Source organism: Cohnella abietis (genome assembly GCF_004295585.1).
Taxonomy (GTDB): domain Bacteria; phylum Bacillota; class Bacilli; order Paenibacillales; family Paenibacillaceae; genus Cohnella; species Cohnella abietis.
Genome location: NZ_AP019400.1, coordinates 6,867,044 through 6,887,105 on the forward strand (window position 1 = coordinate 6,867,044; position 20,062 = coordinate 6,887,105).

The 20,062-nt window shown below is 43.8% G+C and carries 15 protein-coding genes; 3 read left to right on the plus strand and 12 right to left on the minus strand.

What is annotated here, in order from left to right; translation table 11 throughout:
* Positions 1–261 precede the first annotated feature (261 nt).
* Positions 262–1,533, minus strand: coding sequence for an IS110 family RNA-guided transposase (locus KCTCHS21_RS29920; RefSeq protein WP_130616133.1), 1,272 nt, complete (start codon positions 1,531–1,533; stop codon positions 262–264).
* Positions 1,534–1,861: 328 nt separating this feature from the next.
* On the opposite strand from KCTCHS21_RS29920, the gene KCTCHS21_RS29925 reads away from it, so the two are divergent.
* Both KCTCHS21_RS29925 and KCTCHS21_RS29930 read left to right on the plus strand, forming a co-directional pair.
* Positions 1,862–2,236: a MerR family transcriptional regulator gene (locus KCTCHS21_RS29925; protein WP_130616134.1), complete on the plus strand. Its 375-nt coding sequence runs from the start codon at positions 1,862–1,864 to the stop codon at positions 2,234–2,236.
* A complete protein-coding gene (locus KCTCHS21_RS29930) occupies positions 2,233–2,994 on the plus strand; it encodes an SDR family oxidoreductase (protein ID WP_130616135.1) in 762 nt (253 codons plus the stop codon). Before KCTCHS21_RS29925 ends, KCTCHS21_RS29930 begins: the two co-directional genes overlap by 4 nt.
* A gap of 212 nt (positions 2,995–3,206) precedes the next feature.
* On the opposite strand, the gene KCTCHS21_RS29935 is transcribed toward KCTCHS21_RS29930, so the two are convergent.
* The 11 genes from KCTCHS21_RS29935 to KCTCHS21_RS29985 form a co-directional block, all read right to left on the minus strand.
* On the minus strand, positions 3,207–4,970 hold the full coding sequence (locus KCTCHS21_RS29935; RefSeq protein ID WP_130616136.1) for a sensor histidine kinase: 1,764 nt from the start codon (positions 4,968–4,970) through the stop codon (positions 3,207–3,209).
* A gap of 90 nt (positions 4,971–5,060) precedes the next feature.
* Positions 5,061–5,423 (minus strand): LytR/AlgR family response regulator transcription factor, encoded by a 363-nt coding sequence (locus KCTCHS21_RS29940; RefSeq protein WP_130616137.1) that lies wholly within the window; start codon positions 5,421–5,423, stop codon positions 5,061–5,063.
* Positions 5,424–5,911: 488 nt separating this feature from the next.
* Positions 5,912–9,088: a CBM35 domain-containing protein gene (locus KCTCHS21_RS29945; RefSeq protein WP_130616138.1), complete on the minus strand. Its 3,177-nt coding sequence runs from the start codon at positions 9,086–9,088 to the stop codon at positions 5,912–5,914.
* Between the two features lie 120 nt (positions 9,089–9,208).
* Positions 9,209–10,087, minus strand: coding sequence for an AraC family transcriptional regulator (locus KCTCHS21_RS29950; RefSeq protein WP_162309408.1), 879 nt, complete (start codon positions 10,085–10,087; stop codon positions 9,209–9,211).
* A 157-nt stretch (positions 10,088–10,244) separates the two neighbouring features.
* A complete protein-coding gene (gene rbsD, locus KCTCHS21_RS29955) occupies positions 10,245–10,640 on the minus strand; it encodes a D-ribose pyranase (RefSeq protein ID WP_130616140.1) in 396 nt (131 codons plus the stop codon).
* 52 nt (positions 10,641–10,692) lie between these two features.
* Positions 10,693–11,634, minus strand: coding sequence for a sugar phosphate isomerase/epimerase family protein (locus KCTCHS21_RS29960; protein ID WP_130616141.1), 942 nt, complete (start codon positions 11,632–11,634; stop codon positions 10,693–10,695).
* A gap of 29 nt (positions 11,635–11,663) precedes the next feature.
* Positions 11,664–12,860 carry a hypothetical protein gene (locus KCTCHS21_RS29965; protein WP_130616142.1) on the minus strand — a complete coding sequence of 399 codons (1,197 nt, stop codon included), beginning with the start codon at positions 12,858–12,860 and terminating at the stop codon, positions 11,664–11,666.
* A gap of 25 nt (positions 12,861–12,885) precedes the next feature.
* Positions 12,886–14,994 carry a DUF6259 domain-containing protein gene (locus KCTCHS21_RS29970; RefSeq protein ID WP_130616143.1) on the minus strand — a complete coding sequence of 703 codons (2,109 nt, stop codon included), beginning with the start codon at positions 14,992–14,994 and terminating at the stop codon, positions 12,886–12,888.
* Positions 14,995–15,041: 47 nt separating this feature from the next.
* On the minus strand, positions 15,042–15,851 hold the full coding sequence (locus KCTCHS21_RS29975) for a carbohydrate ABC transporter permease (RefSeq protein ID WP_130616144.1): 810 nt from the start codon (positions 15,849–15,851) through the stop codon (positions 15,042–15,044).
* Between the two features lie 39 nt (positions 15,852–15,890).
* Complete coding sequence (locus tag KCTCHS21_RS29980) at positions 15,891–16,772, minus strand: carbohydrate ABC transporter permease (protein ID WP_130616145.1); 882 nt, start codon at positions 16,770–16,772, stop codon at positions 15,891–15,893.
* 84 nt (positions 16,773–16,856) lie between these two features.
* Positions 16,857–18,194, minus strand: a complete 1,338-nt coding sequence (locus tag KCTCHS21_RS29985) for an ABC transporter substrate-binding protein (RefSeq protein ID WP_130616146.1) — start codon at positions 18,192–18,194, stop codon at positions 16,857–16,859.
* A gap of 290 nt (positions 18,195–18,484) precedes the next feature.
* Here KCTCHS21_RS29985 and KCTCHS21_RS29990 point away from each other — a divergent pair, with 290 nt between their 5' ends.
* Positions 18,485–20,053: an AraC family transcriptional regulator gene (locus tag KCTCHS21_RS29990; protein ID WP_130616147.1), complete on the plus strand. Its 1,569-nt coding sequence runs from the start codon at positions 18,485–18,487 to the stop codon at positions 20,051–20,053.
* The last annotated feature ends 9 nt before the right edge of the window (positions 20,054–20,062 follow it).

Here is a 20,062-nt window from a genome sequence, read left to right on the forward strand (position 1 = left end):
ATACGCACTTCGCAAGAGCTTTCTGCTGCACACTCCACTAGGCCCTTGGAGGTTCACCCTCCCATGTCTCAACGGGTCTTTGCCCTTACATTCCTTCGTTCTACCTGACCAAGGCGTGGAGACCAATTGCGTTTAGTTAACGGGTCTATGCCCTGACGAACCGTACGATTGGTCCTCCGTGCTTTCTATTGGTGTTGATGTCCTGCGAACGATTCAACATTCGTAAACGTATCTGAGTCCGTTCATGCTACTGTCTGTCGTTTAGGCTGCCGTGATGCCTAGCTTGCTTTCGTACATTTCTCCCCGTTGAACCATACCAATTACAAGGCGCGCTAGCTTCCCTATGAGTTTGAATACGGATTTCAGCTTCGTCATTCCGTTTAGTTGGTTTCGCTTGTGCCAGTTCTTGAAATCCGGGTGATGCCGCACCAATCTGAGTACACTTAGAAACAAATATTTACGTAACGTGCTGTCTCCTCGCTTCGAGAGCTTGACCTGCCCCTTGTGCTTCCCAGACGTTCGCTCCGCCAAATTGAGCCCTGCACGACGTAGCAACTGCCTCCCGTGGGCATACTGGCTCAGATCCCCAGCGCGTCCTAACAAGACGGCTATGGCGACCGTGCCCAAACCTACGCTGCTTAGCTGCTTAGCCAGTGGTAGGCTACTCAACAGTTCTTCCATGTCCTGCTCCATCTCCTGGAGCGCCGCTTGGGTTTGTTCGTAAGCTTCTAACAGACGAGCCAGATCCCGACGGGCTTCCACGTTCATGTGCGGTTTTCCGATGCTGCTATCCGCGGCGCCGAGAAGCTGGACGGCGGTCGCCATCCCACTAACACCACCTGCACGTCTCATTCCCTGCTCGCGCCATCCTTCTGTGACCGCTTCGCCATTTAGACTTTTAAGGTCGTCAGGTAGCGGAAAGGCTCGGAGCGTCGCCAGTGAACGTGCCGTATCCCAAGCGGGGAAGACGCTTCTGAACTCAGGAAAGTAAAGATCGATCCAGCGGACGATGCGATTGCCTAGACTCGTGGACATTTTTACCCAATACTCGCGGTTGCTCGTAATGGTCTTGATTCGGTCGAATACGGGGGACTGCGGTGCATAGTCCGTATAATAACCGCGGCTGACGACATCCGCGATGACGAGTGCATCCTTGGGGTCGTTCTTCGAGGGGCTGTTGTCCCGATTCTCCTTGTTGCGATGCGTTGTCACCGGGTTCACCAGCACCACATCGATGCTTTGCTCCAATAGCCAATTGGCGAGATTATGCCAGTAATGGCCGGTCGGTTCCATGCCAACGATGATGCGCGATTTACCGTGTTTGTCGCATATATCCTGCATCCACCTTCCGAGTTTCTCGAATCCTTCTCGCGTATTGGTGAAGGACAGATGACGGCTCGAAAGGGCTCGTCCACGGTAATCCGTGACTTGCGCCGCATGCACATCTTTAGCGATATCGATCCCCACCACAGCGCACTGACTGGTAATTCGTTCAATACGTTGATTTGTTGTTTCATTTTGGGTAAACTTCATGTTAAGCGCCTCCTGTTGGGTTTTTAGGGCTTTGACCCGTCACACCCCCATCATACGAGGCGCTCCTTTTTTTGTCCAAATCTAAATCTTAGACTCTACAGGAATGTTTAGAACAAATTGGTTGTCATTTTACCGCTAATAAGCGCTATACGATCCGTTAGCCTCTACACACATCTCCCTTTTGTGTGCAGGTTGCGGAGGCAGTGGTATTTACTCAGGTAAACGTTTGTTTCGAGCTATCGGTTAAAGTTGCTGTTGACTTAAACCCTAGTTTAAGTCGTATCATGATGATGTCGACATAGAAATGCACTAATCCGGAGGCCTCCAAATGAACTATTATTCCATCGGCCAAGCTTCAGCCAAGTTCAATATTCCAGAATCAACATTGCGTTATTATGATAAAAAAGGACTACTGCCGCTAATCGAGCGTGATGAGGCGGGCAGGCGTTTATTTTCGGAGCACCAGATGGCACTCCTTCAATCTCTCATTTACTTAAAGAACACACACATGCCAATCAAAAGCATTAGGCAGTACATGGAGTGGTTTGTAGAAGGTGATTCCACCCTCGAATTCCGGCTTGATATGATCAGGAAGCACAAGCAAAGAGTGCTGGATGAGATTTCATTACTGACTAAATACGTACCAGGAATTGATAAGAAGATTGATCGCTATTTAAAACAGACCGAGGAGGGACGAACATGAAGCTTTCAGGGAATACAGTACTGATTACGGGCGGAAATGCGGGAATCGGATTGGCGTTTGCAGAAAGATTTATGAAAGCTGGGAATCAAGTCATTGTTTGTGGCCGACGGGAAAATGCACTCCAAGCTGCGAAAGAACAATTTCCTGGTCTCATCACGCGAGTAACTGATTTGGATCTAGCATCCGAGCGTGTAGCGTTATTTGACTGGGTAACCGCGAATTATCCTGACGTGAATGTGCTGGTCAATAATGCTGGCATCCAGCAACTCTATAATGTACTTACAGCGGATGTGAGAGACAACTGGAATTATTTCAGTAAAGAAATCACAACTAATATGGAAGCCCCTTTCCATCTATCCATGCTGTTCGCACCTTATCTTGCGTCAAAAGAAACAGCGACGATCATTAACGTCACATCCGGACTGGCTTTTACACCATTTCCGATTGCCCCAATATACTCAGCCACCAAAGCAGCGTTTCATTCCTTTACCATCAGCCTAAGGCATCAGCTTAGTGATACATCGGTCGAGGTCATTGAAGTTGCTCCTCCAGCGGTCAATACAGATTTAGGAGGGGCAGGAATGCATAAGCAAGGCGAACCATTAGATGCCTTCGCGGATGGAATATTCAACGAATTAGCCACTGGCAAAAATGAAATCGGGTATGGTGATTCTGTGGACCGTATACGAATGTCTCGAGACGAAGTAAACGTATGTGTGGAAAAGATGTATCAGGCAACGAAAAGCTTAATTAAATAACTACTGTAATCAGCTTAAAACCGCCGAAACCAGTGATTCCGACCATTTAGACCGCTCCCAGCGGCTTAATACCGCCGACCAGTGATTCCGACCATTTAGACCGCTCTCAGCGGCCTAATTGCTGGGACACCGGATATCTCCCACACTTCAGGCCCGCTTCAGCACCTGTTGCTCGACTAAGCCAGAGCTTTCTCACCATTCAAAGCTGCAGGTTACGACGGTGGGGTGGGAATCGAAAAGTAAAAGGTTGTTCCTTGCCCAAGCTCACTGTCAAACCAAATTTCGCCGCCGTTTAATTGGACGAATTCCCTACAGAGAGTAAGTCCCAGCCCAACCCCTCGCTCACCGGCAGTCCCTAATGATGATATAGGGTATGCTTCCTGCAATAAGGTTTCGGCTTGATCCTCCGATATTCCAGATCCTGTGTCGCTGACAGAAACAATGACTTTACCATCAGCATGAATCGCTTCTATACGGATTTGCCCCTCATTATTCGTAAATTTAATTGCATTAGATAGTAGATTGCGAATGATTAAATCTAGCATCTCTTTATCTGCAAATACGAGCACATTGTCTAGTATATTGGATATGATCTTTATACGCTTGCCGTCGCTTCTAACCTGCATCATGTCCATATTCGTCCGAACCACACTAGCCAAATCCCTAATAACCGGGCTGAACACCATACCGCCCCTCTGATTCTGAAACCAGTCCAGTAAGCTTTCTACCAACGTATATGAACTCTGAATTTGCAGTCCCATCTCATGAATGATTTCATCGTGTGTTCCGCCACAAGTCTGCATTTCCTCCTCCATCAATTCCATTAGGTTGACTTGTACGGCAAGAGGATCGCGAATATCATGTGCGATAACGTTAAACATCTTATCCTTGAATGTATTGAGCTCAGCTAGCTGTTGGGATTTCTCGAGTAATGTGGCCTCATAGTTAACCGCCTCAGTTACATCGTTTAACATCACCATCTTGCCAACCTTCTTTTGTTTGTGGTCAATAATCGGCGTCAAATAGATGTTATAAAATCGATCCTCGTTATCTCTTGAAATTTTCAACCTTTCATTGATTGATACCTTCTGAGTAACGATATCTACTATGTGGGGGTAAGACATAAATATTTCCGTTACAGGCTGTCCAACGGCTGCTTTCTCATTTATCCTAGCCATGAACTCATTAGCTGATTGATTATATCCCGTTATTTTATTATCAAGATCAATTAAAATAACAGCATCCTGCATCGACTCGAACACCTTCTCTAAAGCCAGAGGAGCAAGTCTTAACATATTAAATTGATAGATTTCCCACATATAGAATATACCTGAGAAAACAAAGCCAAACGGCGAAATATCAATAGCTAAATTAAACATACCGCTCAAATAAATAATCGCAAACCCATAAGGACCCAGGGAACCAATCATCATCAGCATGACTTGCTTCTTCATACGAACCGATGACCGTCGATACTTCTGGATCAATAAACCCATTCCGATTATAAAAAAGAGATACGAATAGACAACATGAAACATGTAAAAGGGACCCACAACCAAGGTTACTAGCGGAAACCCCTCCGAAACATCAATAGACAAGCTGCGATAATATAAATGGTGCCACTCGTTTGTATTATGAGCAATAATTGTAATTATGGGTACGATCATTAGTAGCGCAATAATAGGTTTGCGAACAAGTGCCTGCCGTCCCGTATACTGCAACACCATAATAATCCATACTGTCGAGGCAAAAGGAATACCCACATACTCAACTCGAAGCCAGAAACGAATTTGTTCCAGCGTGGGACTAATAATTTCATAGGCATAACCTAATGTGTAAAAAGCACCAGCCAGCATGCCTAGTCCATAACTGACGGCGATGGGTAATTCCCTTCTTTTCCAGCAGAGATAACATAGCATCAGTAAGCAGCAAGTTGCCGCCATCAGCAGCGCTGATAAGGACATATTGTATTTCATTGATGCCAGCTCCTGTCAAAGTTAGGTTTGAGCGATTTGTACTATTTTATCAAGGATGATTAAGTTAGCCTATAGTAATCAACAAATAAACTAAAGCTTCTCTGAAAGCGCCCTGCGTATCGTTCTATGTAGTCTATCTTGTTCAACAGGCTTCACCATGTAGTCATAGGCATGAACCTCGAATGCAGCCGAAGCATATTCTTTATAGGAAGTAACGAAAACAAGCTTCACCAGTCTGCCTTGCTCTCTTAACCGGACAGCGAGCTCAATTCCATTCTCTCCTGGCATACGAATATCTAAGAATATGAGGTCCACATGATGATTCATCACATAAGATAAGGCAGCTGTGGTCTCCTGAAAGCTCCCCACGATTTCGATCCCATCTATTTTGGCAAGCATTCGTTTCATAATGAAATGCATAGCTCTCTCGTCATCTATAATAATAACCTTCATCCTGCACCCCTTTTCTGTTAGATATCAGTGTAACTTAGCCTAATGACTGTAAAATGACAAACTTGGATAACGTGAAGCTTATCTCTTCCCAAACAGAACAGATGGCTAACGGACTCAGGAGCTCTTATTTGCTCAAAATCTAATGGTTTTATTTTGTAACGAACTCCACACACCTTATATCCAGCAAAGTAGCACCCTTTCTCCTCAATATGACGCAATAAGACCACTGCAGTTCGTTAGAACAAATTAGTAGTCATTTTGCCGCTAATAAGCGCTATACAATTCGTTAGCCTCGACACAACTCCCTTCTTGGATGCGGGAGACAGTCATACTCGGGCGGCGGCTAACCTGCTGGCCGAATCCAGCTTCCACGCTTTATAGCACAAAGAAAAGGCACATTCTCCTCAACTAAGTTGAAGGAACGCACCTTTTCTATTAAACGGGCTTTTACAGCGGCCTCTACACAGACAGCTCTTACTAGCTCTATGTTATGACACTATAAAAGCATCTACATCTGTATAAAAGCCACTGGATGATGGATTCTTGTCACTGCGGACTTGAATTTTTATCGTATGTGTTCCGTTGCTCAATCCGCTTTTACTGTAGAGCACCTTCTGCCTGTTCCATGTAGTGGAATACGTATCCACGGTTTGATCCAAAATACCGTCAATATAGACATCCGCTTTCCCATGATCCGTGTTGGTTCCACCTATCCATTGAATTCCGATTCCAGTAAATGAGTACTGGGCGTAGCTGCCGGATGAGGCAGAATAATTTACGGTTGTATTTACATAGCCCGGTGAATAATTGGCCACCCAGCTACCTGAATAAAGGATGCCGGATTGGCTATTATCTACGTATTGTTTCGGTAAAGCTGTATAGGCGAATGAATCGATATCGGTAATATAGCCGCTTGAAGCTACGTTCTTATCGCTACGGACTTGAATCTTAATCGTATGTGTTCCGCTGCTTAATCCTTTCTTGGCATAAAGAACCTTTTGCTTGACCCACCCATCGGAATACGTATCCACGGTTTGATCCAAGATGCCGTCAATATAAACATCCGCTTTTCCATGATCGTTGTTGGTTCCACCTATCCATTGAATGTCTGTTCCTTTGAACGTGTACTGAATGTAGCTTCCTGGTGCGGAAGCATAATGCACATTCGTATTCAGATATCCCGGTGAGGCAACAGAGATCCAACTGCCTGAATACGTAATGGCAGGATCGGCATCATCTGTGAATACCACGGGAGAAGTTGTGTAGGTTAATGCATCGATATCTGTAAAATAGCCGCTTGAAGATGCATTCTTATCGCTGCGGAGTTGAATTTTAATCGTATGTGCTAAGTTGTTTAGACCTGTTTTTGTATATAGTACCTGCTGCGTCTTGGTGTCATAAGAGTAGGTATCTACGGTTTGATCTAGAACCCCGTCGATATAAACATCTGCTTTTCCATGATTGTTGCCGGTAGCCCCTATCCATCTTACACCTGTTCCCGTAAACGTATATTGCATGTAATCTCCGCCTGTAAACGAATGGTGAAGGTTTTGTCTCCAGTACCCGCTATCTTTCTTACTGATCCAATTGCCTGAATAGGTTGGTCCTCCAGTAGCGCTGTCATCTACCGGTGTCCACATCTCTGGGGGGGCAGGAATGTTGGTCGGATCTACAACCTTAATGTAGTCCACGAACAAGTCATTTCCACTATCGGAATCTGCGCTAAGCTGTATGGTGTTCGAGCCGGCGAGCAAAGTAATTGTTTCTACCTTAGTCTCCAGCTTCTTGGACATAGTCGTGCCCAAACGGATGTTCTTAACTTTGCTGGCATTCACATTTAGTGCGATATTTGGTAATGTGGAATGTTCCCCGGAACCATAAGAATATCGAATATACAGCTTATATTCCTTTGTCAAAGGTACGTTTACATTGAATTGCGCAGCTGATCCAGCCGTCCTTACTTTGGCGTATCCGTCTCCCTTATAGTTAATAATCTGATTGTCACCTGTAGTCGCTCCTCCGGACAAGGTTGCGTTCTCAGCCTGATAATAGGTTCCTGCGGTATCGGGGTCGTCCGACTGTAGAAAAGCATAGCTTAAGCTGTCAACATATAGAGAGGGTGAGGAATCGCTGGCAGCAAGTTTAATATCAAACGTATTACTGCCTGCATTCAGATAGTAGACTCTAGCGTCTTCTGTCCATTTACTCCAATACTGTTCCGTATACGTAGCCCCAACTCTAGTCTGTCTGCTTCCGTTCACATATACGCTGACCGTTCCCTCCGTAGCGCTTGTATTCGCATACCTGAAATTAACGATATAATACCCAGCCTGACTGGTATTGACGTTAAATCTGACTCCGTTCCCCGCAGTACCGAAGCCGGTGACATAACCTGAACCGGTATATCCGTCTTTGGAGCTACCTATTGAGGTGCTTCCCAACAAAGTCGCATTCTCCGCTTGAAGTGTAGTCTTTGTCTGATTGGTGAGATACACGGGCAAATAATGAAACTCATACGGGGAAGATTGATAGTCTGTTGCCGCAAAGGCCCACATTTTTTTCCCGCTGTTCTGCATGTAAGCATTGGTTAATGCAAAATGGGTAAGTCCAGGTGTGGTTGCCGTATCAACCTGATGATCCAGTATTTTGGTCCATGGGCCCCAAGGGTGCGGTGCTTCATATACCCAGAAAGGAGAAGGTGTATTTTGCCACGATAACATGTTGGTCAAAATATATCTGCCCAGATTCTCATTGTAGACAACCCAACCAAAACCAATCACCCCGGTTTGTGAATACATCGGTGTAATTTCCGCAATATTGGTTGTCCAGTTAGAAGCAAGCGAGCCATCCCCTCCAATTCCACCTTTGTAATATTGATATTTGGTGGCATCCAGTAGAGGAAGGTCTGTACGCAATACCCTTAATAAATAATAGTCATCCCGATAATATAGCTTATACGGGTTACTTGCATCGGAAGAGTTATTGGAAGGAGACAGCATATATACATAGAGGTCTGCCTGATCGACTGCCGGCGCAGCTCCCCCCTTTCCATATTGATAGAAGCTAGGCCAGCCAAAAGTCGATCCAAGTATTGCACTTGTATTTGTACTGCTTGTCCACGTTTGCCCACGATCCGTTGATTTTTTCAAAACAGGATTATGGAAGACATCGGTTCCATTGGGGCTACTGGTACCCCAGATATATAGCACGCCATCAACCTCATATGAAGTGGTGTGATATGCGCTACTGCCAGATGCGCCATCATCCGATCGATTGGTAGTGATTTCTCCATTAGCGTAATCCGTTACCCTGAACGATGATTGGTCTTCCGGTACCCCTTGAAATCGAATCAATTTCGAATTCGCATGGCCCACCTCACCATAATCCCCATCGGAAATCCCTGTGCCATCATCATGTTGACCTATTACCGTACCATCGGAGGTCATGGACGCGCTCCAGGTATCACCGAAGCTTCGCAACCCATCCTGAGCATCATAATAATGAACGTCACCAAGAGCAGCCATCGTCGTTGCGGCTCCTGCTGCGCTTGCCACGTCCGGTTTAATAACGATTAGGGAAGATTCTACGAGCAAACAAGCGGCCAAAAAACTTACAGAACACAGCTTCATAAATCTTCTTTTCACCATTTGAGATTTAGAAAACATATATACCCCTCCCAGTCAATTAGATAGCGCTTACAATTGAACACAAGATTATCATACCATTGGCACTTAGGTATGATAATCCGCTAAGCTGTTCAATTAACTTAACTATCCTGCTATTATTTAATCGAATCTTTCGAATTTAATGATGCTTTGTTTGACGGATTTTCGATAGACGCTTGGGGAGATGTGATTGGTTTTTCTGAAAATTTCGTTAAAATAATTCGGATTTTTATACCCCACTAATTTCGATATCTCGGAAATGGTTTTATTCGTGGAGAGAAGCAGCTTCTTAGCTTCATCAATGCGGCGGGTAATTAAATAATTGATGGGGGAGTCACCGGTTTCATTCTTAAACAAATGTGAGATATAGTGCTGGCTTAAGTGAAAGGTTTTCGCTATTTCCTTAAGGGTTACTTCCTTCATATAGTTCTCGTTAATATAGTCTATGATGATCTGTCCAATGGAATAGGTTTTATTGAGAGTGTGCAGGTGATGGAACTGGTTAAGCATTCTTAGAAGCATAATAATTAAAGAAGTCAGTTGATTATGACAAACCGTTTGATAGCCGATGGCTTTATTTTGACACTCGTTAATAATCTCAGAAAGAAAATATTCAACTTTATATGAATATTCGTTCTGGGATAGAATGGGGGATATTGTTCTGGGAATTAAGTCACCTTCCTTAAATCCATCAATGCTAATGTTACCAATCATGCAGTAATAAGTGTGCAGGGGGTTGGACGGATTAGAGAATTCCTCATGAATAACTCCCTTGTTGAATATAGCGATATCTCCCTTTTGCACATGGTAACGCTGATTGTTGACAATGAATTCCCCTTCACCCTCGGTGATAAAAATGATCTCGCTATAATTATCATGTTTATGTACTGGAAAATAGAGATGGGGCTCATTCTCGATTCGTCCGCATCCGATAAGAATTGGAGGTTTTTTTAAATAAAAAATAGATTGTTTGAACTCCGTAAAGCTTAGATTGGCCATATAGATCCCTCCCATGGTGTACATACTAAAAACCATTTTACTTGAACAAGTTAGTCTACGCTTACAAATTTTGAAAAAACCATGGAGAGTGCTACTAACACACTCCATGGCTCTTATTGACCTGCTTTGAATGGTTCGCTTATTAGCGTAGTGTCATCTAATAATTGACTCCAGAAACCAAGATAATATTCGAATAGGGGGTTACTTCACCACTTCGGATACATGCTATGGCTGATTTGGACAATTCTTTGAACTCAGTGTGTGGAACAAAGCTAGGATTAACTCCGAGAAGCACGCTTTTCATTTCCTCCAGCCTATGAGGTGATTGCTGTTCCGTTTCTTCAGCAATAATCACTTCCTCAATGCAAAGCTCAATTAATACCGTTCGGAGCACATCCATGAAGGCAGGCAAGCCCGGAACGAGAGAAAGATCAATCCGCTTCACATGAGGTGGAATGGGAAACCCCGCATCACAGATAACTAGCTTATGGTAATGCCCTATACTCGCAATAACCTCAGATATATTTTGATTAAGAATCCCTGTTTTTTTCATTGGCACTCCTTAACATCTTTATTAGGATACTAGCCTTCTAGACATTAATGAGTTAAAGGGCCAACACGGCCTTTGTTCTTTCACGGAAATAAGTAGCTGATTGCATAACTAGATGATTAAGAAACTGCCGCTCCGGCTTGCCATACATTGCAGGATAAGGATCTCCACCAGGCCCAAGCGGTTCAGGCGTAATATATTTACCCGGTTGATTGAAGCCTAGTAGATAGAGCGCCATAATAATAGTATCCAAATCTAGCGATCCATCCCCGAGTGCCCCACGGTTGCTATCTGCCATGTGAAGGTTGAGCAACTGCTCTCCTGCAGCAAGTAATGCTTCGGCAATATGTACCTCTTCTACCTGCATGTGATACACATCGGCGTTAATATGTTGCACTCCTTTGTGATTAACCGCCTGAATATATTGTTGAGCGTCAGCTATTGAATGAATGAAGCTTACCTCCGCTGCACGCACAGGCTCTATCGCTGCTTTAATATTATGCTCGATGAATAAATCGGCGACCAACCTCAGGTTATCGACACTGCGGTCAAACTCCATGCTGTCGTAGGGCTTATTCCTACCGACGGCTCCAGGTACAACTAGGATATACGAACCACCAACAGCGGCAGTAAATTCAATCTCTCTTTTCAAATAATCCAATGCAGCCTGCTGGTGAACCGCCCGATTACTAGAAAGATCGTTATCCGGCGAGAACATTCCACAAACTCCAGCTACTTGTATGTTATGCGCACCTAAAATATCTAGAGTTTCCTTGGCATTATAACCAAGAGAAGTTCCATAATGATTACCGTGCAGCTCAATAAATCGGATATCCGCACTTTGTAATCTCTTGGCTGTTTCGGTTAGCGACTCCATCCCAAAGCCCCAGTTGCTCCATGAGAAGTTCAGCTCATTCTGCAACCGCGCCGGATGATTCTTTTTTAATTCCAAGAAAGCTGATTTAATTTTCTGATTCTTCTGTTCATAATTTTGCATCAAGATTAGCCTCCGTTAGGGATATATGGTTAGGGCATGGCTGGGTAGTTAGGTCCAAAATGCTTCAAGAATACTAAAGGCTCCCATAGACTGTCGTTTGTTATGGTAATTCCCGCTTGTGCGGCTTGCTCACTAACGAAGAACTCATCTCCACTCATTTGTCCAAAACGTAAAGTACCTGCTGCCTCTGTATCATGCACACCAAACTTACCATGACCTTGAACCAAAATAGTTCCATAAGCAACAGGATCTTTAACGACAACAGTTTGCCCCGGAAGAATGGTTAATTCCTTAGCTCCAAAATATTCATTGCCATACGTAATCCACTTCTCTATATGCCGCTCATCTGAATGCTCACAAGTAAGAGGTGGGCGGAAATAATGTTTCTTATAATGAGGATCAACGTTTTTCTCCCAGTCCATTAGGCTAAGAATATAATCGATATCCCGTTTTTGATCATCTGGGCAATTCTCCGTTAAGAACTCATAAGGATAAACCTCGCCCGAGACAATATTCTCATGAACCGAGTTCACATCACTATTCCATTGGGGCTCATAGGTTAAATAAGAGCCTGGAGCATGCACCACTCCCGGAGGAGTATACCAGCCTGTACCCAATTCAATCCGATAGGCGCGGGAAAGCTCTGTAATGCGATTGTCTCCTGCTTCATAATCGAGCAGACGAGCCTTAACCTCCTCCATCGTTACATCAGGATCATAACCAAAGTACGTAACGGGAAACTGACCAGGATGGTTATTTAATTGCGGTGGAAAATAGTAAGCTTCTGGTTTACCCATACGTCCCACTAAGGCAGCAGCCGCATCATCCAAGTGCAAATGGTGAAAAAGTGGCGTTTCGAAATCGAAAAATTTGGAGTACATCGGCCAGGTCCCGTATTTCTCATATAGCTCTTCGCCAATAATCTCCGCGCCTAAGGCTTCAATCGCATCTTTAAGCAGGAATTTGTCGCTAGCATCTGGATTAACCGCTACATAACTCATTCCTTCATCTGCTGGTGCAAGTGGACCATTCATCGCTGGAATAACCGAAGAAAACCATCTCTCTTTAATGGAGCCTCTTTCGGTGCCTAATGCATAATAATCATCGGGATGCAGCCGTAGCCGTTTACCCGCTTGTGCAAATCGTCTAGGTACGAATACCGGCTTAAGCCGAAAAATACCCTGCCCTTGTTCCAATGTTGCCCGAATTTTATCTTTATTCGTCATCTCGGCTCAGTCTCCTTATATCCATCTAGGCTTCTATTAGAACAATCAGCGATCTAGGCTGGACGACAGCGTAACCTTCACTGCTTTCCGACTCATCCTGCCCTACTCTATATAATTGAAAGCTTGCTTCACTATTCGCTAACGTAACCTGAGCCTCTAGAACCTCCAAGCTCTGATTAGCCAATACAACCGCTCTTTTACCATTCGCAGAATTAATGAAAACACTATATACCAGTTCCTGTTGAGGATTCGCTCCTGCTACAGTCGCCCCCATTGTATCTTGAAAGGTTCCGTGCCAAATGTACTCTTTTAATCGGTTTCTCAGCTGCTGCGCTTGTTGGCCATATTCAACGGTACGCGGATAATCCGTTAAGCGGCCTTTGAAATGATAAGGCTCATAATTAATAATATAGCCATAGGCCATGCACTGATTAACCATTTCACGATCATCCCAGCCTGTCAGGCAAGTCGCTATTTTCATTGCTGGATCCATGAATTTCCATGCTGCTCGATGGTTAATCTCCCAGCCCGCCCACTTGTCCGTACTTCTCACATAATTGATCGGGTAATATTGTGTTAAATGATCATTGCTGCCTTCCCCTGCCAGAAGAAACTCTGGATTGTGTGCTTTAGCTGCCTTATGAATTTCCTCCGCAAGCAAGGTTGAACCTTTGACGTTATTCTCTCCATAGCGATGGTTATGAGTGGGGTCAAAGCAAAGCAGCCGTTCGTCACTAGTAAGCTCGTCATAGAGCAGCCCGCTTGAGCCGAGGTCCAATAGCTTCTGTAATTCTCTTAGTGCCAATTTACGATAATCGCTTGATAGATGGCATAGCATGGCCCCTGTCCGACGGCTTCCACCGCCCAACTGTTGAGTTATGGTTTGATAAGCATAGCCCTGAAAATAAACAGGATCTCCGTACATGTCTTTCATCGTATGTTGTTCTATCTCGGCCTTGTATTCGGGTGTTGTACGATCTGCCCATTTGAACTTACACATCAAGTAAATACGCACACCCAGCTGCTCTATCTGTTGAATAGCGGATTGCAGATCCTCCCATGTTCCCAATTGCGGATTAATATCCTGGAAGGGTTCATCTCCATCCTGGCCGCCACGTGCCCAACCAATCAGCTGAATCGCACCAACACCGCGTTCCTTCGCCTCTCTAGCAATGTCCACTAGCTCTAGATAGGAATTCTGACAGCAGCCCTCGGGAGAATTAATATGCAAGGTCATCCAGCAATCAATTTCTTCAGCCCATGCGGGAAGCGGCTCGTGCACATGCCAGGTTTTACGCCAATCCATGTAAGTCTTTAAGCCTTCATGCCAGGTACCTTCGTACAAACGAATGACCATTGGAGCCAGTGTCATGCTTTCCCCCGGTTGAATAAACGGCAAGCGAATCGCGCTCACTACATATCCAGCAGGAATTCCATCGATTTCATCTTCCTCCATAACGCGGCCATGCTTACTATCCCCGTATCCTGGCTTTAATTCGTGGAGAAAATTAACGATATTCTGAGCTTGATCATGCTGACCTAGATAAATCCCATTCACACCATTAGTCATTAGAATAAATGGCGTCAACACACTGCTTTCTGGATAGGTCATGAGAAAGCTTGGATGGTCTGTCCCCCAATAACCTAATTGGTTAGGAAAACTCGGGCCATGCGAAACCTCGCGGAAACCACCGCACATAGTCATTGACATCGAGCTTAGGTGAGCCTCACCCTTTTGTTCCCGGAGTCCACCAAGACAGGGGGCCCACGCTTCTTCAACAATAAAGGGTGATTGGTTATCTATCTCCAGCTCGAAATGGACCTGATCCGCTTCCAAGCTAACCGTTAATTCAACTTTAATAGCGAGTACGCCTGATTTATCGCCTTCAACCTGATCCCACTTCAGCTTAACTTTATTCGATCCAAGCTGCCCATAAGAGGAAAGTGACTGTCGTTCGCTTAATACACGGTTGTTTCGATGCTCTGGCATAGGTACGGTTAAGCGAATCCCCATAGCTAGCTTGGGCTGGCGGATGACCTGCCAGTCGTTCTGTTTATTCAATAACCCAACCAATGCACCTGTCTCTGGGTCAAATTCTACAGCTATATAGTCATTCTCGAGTCGATAATTCACTTATGCTCAACCTCTCACTTCATAATAGAAAATAGAAAACACATTGACTACCCCTTAAGCGCTCCAGAGGTAAGCCCGCTGATGAATTGCCTCTGAAAAATAATAAACATGGCGATAACAGGTAATGTTGTAATGACGAGTGCAGCGAACAATTTATTGAAATCCATCATGCCCCACAAGCCTTTGAAATTACTTAAGGCTAAAGTGATTGTCCGTAACTCTGGATTATTAATCACAATTAAAGCCAGCGGAAACTCATTCCAAATGGTCATAAACTGTAAAATAACTACGGTTGCTAGACCGGGTCTCGAGAGCGGAAGCATAATTTTATAAATCAATTGAAGTCGGTTAGCCCCGTCTATGCTTGCACTTTCCTCCAGTTCAAAAGGAACCGATCGTAAAAAGGCCGTCATTAAGAAAATAGAAATCGGCAACCCTATAGCGATATACGGTAAAATTAAACCCCACAAAGAATCAATCAAATGGAGAGATTTCTGAATCCGATACAGTGGGATAAGAATGATTTGAATCGGTAGCAGCATAGTCGAGATAAACAGCGTTAAGATTAGCTTTCGGCCTCTAAATTCAATTCTTGCTAAAGCATAGGAGGCAAGATAACAGAAAACGACAATGAACAGTAAGGTAACCACCGTTACGAATGCGGTGTTCCCCATAGATTGACCAATCTTTCCCACTGTCCAAGCTTTAGAGAAGTTAGTCCATAGAAACTCCTGTGGAACAATGCTCCATGGTCTTGCGAACATATCCTTTTGATCCTTCAGTGAAACTCCAAGCATCCAGAGAAGTGGATACAATATAGTAAGCGAGAATACGGACAATAAAAGTATTCGTAACATCACATATAAAGGCTTTGCTTTCAATACGATTCACCTCTCTTAAGCACGCTGATCTCTTTCCGATACTCTAAGCTGTACAAACGTAATAGCTAGAATAATGAGGAACAGAGCGAATGCAATAGTCGTTCCATAGCCGACATTATTCGAAGCTCCGAAGGTTTGTTTATACATATACGTCAGAAGCACATTTGTCGAATTGTAAGGACCACCATCGGTCATTACGTAGATAATATCAAACACATTAAAGGCTCCCATAGCCGAAATTACTATGTTTAATAAAGCGATTGTTTTTAATTGTGGCAGCGTAATATGGAATAGCTTCTGCATAGCAGAAGCACCGTCAACCTCAGCGGCTTCATAGAGATTCTTCTGAATACTCTGTATTCCAGCTAAGAATAACACCATGTGATAGCCCGTCCAGCGCCAAATATCGACAAAGATTAAAGAAAGTAAAGCGGTACTCGTTTGACCCAGCCATTGGATGGGCGTTTTGATAATGCCTAACTGGACAAGAATTGCATCCAGCATTCCAAAGCTTGGATTATAAATCCACTGCCAGAGTATTCCTATTGCTACGAACGACATGACGGCAGGCATGAAGAATACCGTCCTGAAAAATACAACCCCACGAAAGGCTCCATTCAGTAGAAGAGCAATAAGAAGAGCGAGTACTACCTTACCGAAGACGGTTCCCAGTGCATAGAGCAGGTTATGCTTTAATGCTAGATAAAACTGTTCGTCCTTTAACAAAGCTACATAATTATCAATACCAATGTATTTCATCTCACCAAAGCCATCCCAATGGTGCAAGGAAATCCAGAATTCATAGGCAAAAGGAATTAAGACAAAAACAAGAAACAACAGCAGTGCAGGAAACAATAAAAGATAGGCCGTCCATGTATTTCTTAATTTGCGAGTCAATCCAGGTACCTCCTATCTTAAAGAGAAGGGGAGGATGCAGCACTCGCATCCCCACTCCATCTGCTTATTAATGACTAGACAGACTTACTTAGTGCTATCGAAATCATAGCCGCCCGCTTTCAACTTATCATATACCGCTTGAATTTTAGCCATGGCCTCATTCGCTGGTAGTATCTGACCTACAACCGCTTGAATTTGGGCTTGGAATTCTTCGGTAATTTCCTTCGGCCAATACCAATCTAAGAACGTTACGGTCACTGGAATATGTTCATCCTTAAGCTTAGCTACAACATCACTGCCCTTAGTAGGTACATTTTTATTGGCTGGGAGCGCCATTCCGCTAATGTCTACATACTTCTGATGAACAGCATCGGATGTAAAATACTCTATTAATTTCACCGCTAAATCTCTTTTCTCTGGTGCAACCTTGGCATACAAAGCAACACCATCTCCACCTGCACCGGTCATTTGAACCTTAGCTCCTGCTTTAACTGTAGGGAACAAAGCTACGTCAAGCTTATCGGCTAGAGCTTTGCTGAAGCCATCCAATTCCCAGCTTCCACCGTAGAACATAGCTGCTTTCTCAGCAATAAACAAAGCACGCGCGGCATCCATATTAGTTCCGTTCACACCATCTTGAAGGATTTTATCTTTTCCGAATTTCCCGAGATCTTCCATGGCTTCAACAAAATCAGGATCTGTAAACTTTGCTTTACCCTGTAAGGCTGCAAAGGTCCGATTAACGGAATCATTCCCCGAGGTCTGGGCCAAGGTTTCAAAGTACCACATTGGATACATGAATTTATCTCCACCGCCAAAAGAAATAGGTGCAATCCCATTCTCATTAAAGACCTTCGAAACGGCTGTAAGCTCTTCAAAGGTAGTTGGTACCTTCAAATTATATTTCTCGAAAAGAGCTTTATTGTAATACATAGCGCTTGTTGTAGCGCCGCTCCAAGGCAATGCGTAGAGCTTTCCACCGTAAGTATAAGTATCTAAAGCGCTTTGGTTAAAGCGGTCTGCCGGTGCTGTAATATCATTCGTTATATCAGCTATTAAGCCTTTAGAGTAGAAATTACGAATGAATTGTCCGTTTGTAAATAACACATCTATGGATTCATTGCCTTGAGCTGAAATCGTAAACTTCTGTAAAAAGTCACTGGATTTAATCGAGACGATTTGCAGATCGACATTATTTTCTTTTTTGAAATCACCGAACAGCTGATTAGCTTTCGTTTCATCGCCGAACACATTCTGATCATCCTGTGCGTATACAATTAATGTTTGTTTCTTACCGGTGGCTGGTGCTGTTGTTCCCGCGGTTTCTGATGTTGCTTTATCCCCACTTCCACAAGCTGTTAATGCCATCACACATACGCCCAACATTATAATCATTCCATTGCGCTTTACTAATTTAAACATGGATTGACCCCCAGTGATGTTTTTTTGTTATAAGCGCTTACATTGCGGCTTACGTGTTTATCTTACTCGTAAAATCGCGATTTGGAAATTAACTATACTGCCGACTAATTACAGTTATCTTGCTATTCCCCGTTGTAGGATGAAATACAATCAAAGTCTTAAGTAGTTAAAGTTTTTACCTTTCTTTACCTCGACACAAAAAAACCACAGCCGAAAATCTCCGTGTGGTTTATGATAAAAAATATAAGGCTTACTCGTCTTGGGGCTCCCAGTTGAAAGGAAGATGCAAAATGAATGACTTCGATCCTATTCGCCTACTTAAAAATTTGTTTTTCACCTCCATCCACATCTACCATTATCGAGCCAACGCTGACAATGTGTTGAGCAAGAAAACACTCCATACCTATGCGCTATGTAGTGTGACCAATGGCAATGGTGTGATTTCAATAAACGGAGTTGTTTACCAAGCTGGGCAAGGGGACTTATTTTTGCTGCTTCCAGGGATGATCGTAGAGGGCAAATCATATTCTGCAGACCCTATTCAATACACCGTTATCCTATTTTCCTGTATTCAGTTAGACAAGCAATTAACAGGGTGGCGGGCCATCCCTCCCCTTTTTCCTACCATAGGTAAACCAACCCTTACTTCCGGCACCTCTTCCATTAAGGAACTGATAGATCCGCTATTAGATCTCAATAAGAATAAGCGAGTACACGATAAAATCACGCTGAAGTATACACTCTCCAGATTGTTGCTCATCGTCATGAAGGACTGGAATACCCACGAATATAAGCCTGAAGAAGTCGGAATGGAGCATACCCTTGCTTATATGAACGAAAATTACATGAAAGATATTAAGATTGCTCAATTAGCCAAGATGGCTGGCTTTAGCAAAAATCATTTTACAAAAAGATTTAAATCTCAGATGAACATGACGCCCACCGAATATTTTCTAATGCAACGTATGGCAAAAGCCAAGCAGCTATTGTTTTCCTCTGACAAAATCAAGGAAGTCGCTCAACAAGTGGGCTATAAGGATGAACATTATTTCAGCCGGGTTTTCAAAAAATCCGAGGGCGTAGCACCCACTTTTTATATGAAAGATAAATGCCATCGTATTGCTACCTTATACTACGGACTAGACGATCATTTAATTACCCTGGGTCTAGAGCCTATTGCCGCCCTTTCCTATGCCGAGAGGGTATCACATACTTACCCTATACCCGATCTTAGCGAGCATAGTCGACAAGATTTGAAGTTCGACGGTCTAACCCGAAATTATTATGATAAGCTGATCAAAATAAAACCAGATCTCATCATTACAAGCGACCGTATGGTACCTGATGACACCTTAAATCAAATTGCACCTACTGCCGTACTTAAGCATTCCAACCACTACGGTCACACTCTGGAGCATTTGGCGAAAATATTGGGTAGAGAGCAGCAAGCGACAATGTGGATGAACAAGTATGCGGAGTGCAAGGAAACGCTGAAGAAGAAAATTAATAGGCGTTGGGGGAAGCAAACTGCCTATTTTATCAGAGTCAGTCCGAGCTTTTACCGAGTATATGGAAGAATGAATCAAACAGGCTATCTCCTTTATGATGATCTTGGCTTAAGCCTCCCAAGGGATTATCCTACGAATCAGTGGGCTGTGGATATTCAACTCGAGGACTTACTACTATATAATGCGGATCACATTTTTCTAATGGCCGATCCAACGAAAGGTTCAAGACAACGGCTGCAAGATCTACTGCACTCTGAACAATGGGCTACATTAAATGCAGTTCGAGACCATCATGTCTATGACGCAAGCGATCTATTATTCAAAACGTTGGGCTCAACGGGGAGAATGTAGGCAATGAAT

Excerpts from the sequence above, each read along its gene's own strand:
- KCTCHS21_RS29920 (WP_130616133.1), bottom strand. The coding sequence starts at position 1,533 with ATGAAGTTTACCCAAAATGAAACAACAAATCAACGTATTGAACGAATT.
- KCTCHS21_RS29925 (WP_130616134.1), top strand. The coding sequence starts at position 1,862 with ATGAACTATTATTCCATCGGCCAAGCTTCAGCCAAGTTCAATATTCCA.
- KCTCHS21_RS29930 (WP_130616135.1), top strand. The coding sequence starts at position 2,233 with ATGAAGCTTTCAGGGAATACAGTACTGATTACGGGCGGAAATGCGGGA.
- KCTCHS21_RS29935 (WP_130616136.1), bottom strand. The coding sequence starts at position 4,970 with ATGAAATACAATATGTCCTTATCAGCGCTGCTGATGGCGGCAACTTGC.
- KCTCHS21_RS29940 (WP_130616137.1), bottom strand. The coding sequence starts at position 5,423 with ATGAAGGTTATTATTATAGATGACGAGAGAGCTATGCATTTCATTATG.
- KCTCHS21_RS29945 (WP_130616138.1), bottom strand. The coding sequence starts at position 9,088 with ATGTTTTCTAAATCTCAAATGGTGAAAAGAAGATTTATGAAGCTGTGT.
- KCTCHS21_RS29950 (WP_162309408.1), bottom strand. The coding sequence starts at position 10,087 with ATGGCCAATCTAAGCTTTACGGAGTTCAAACAATCTATTTTTTATTTA.
- rbsD (WP_130616140.1), bottom strand. The coding sequence starts at position 10,640 with ATGAAAAAAACAGGGATTCTTAATCAAAATATATCTGAGGTTATTGCG.
- KCTCHS21_RS29960 (WP_130616141.1), bottom strand. The coding sequence starts at position 11,634 with ATGCAAAATTATGAACAGAAGAATCAGAAAATTAAATCAGCTTTCTTG.
- KCTCHS21_RS29965 (WP_130616142.1), bottom strand. The coding sequence starts at position 12,860 with ATGACGAATAAAGATAAAATTCGGGCAACATTGGAACAAGGGCAGGGT.
- KCTCHS21_RS29975 (WP_130616144.1), bottom strand. The coding sequence starts at position 15,851 with ATGTTACGAATACTTTTATTGTCCGTATTCTCGCTTACTATATTGTAT.
- KCTCHS21_RS29985 (WP_130616146.1), bottom strand. The coding sequence starts at position 18,194 with ATGTTTAAATTAGTAAAGCGCAATGGAATGATTATAATGTTGGGCGTA.
- KCTCHS21_RS29990 (WP_130616147.1), top strand. The coding sequence starts at position 18,485 with ATGAATGACTTCGATCCTATTCGCCTACTTAAAAATTTGTTTTTCACC.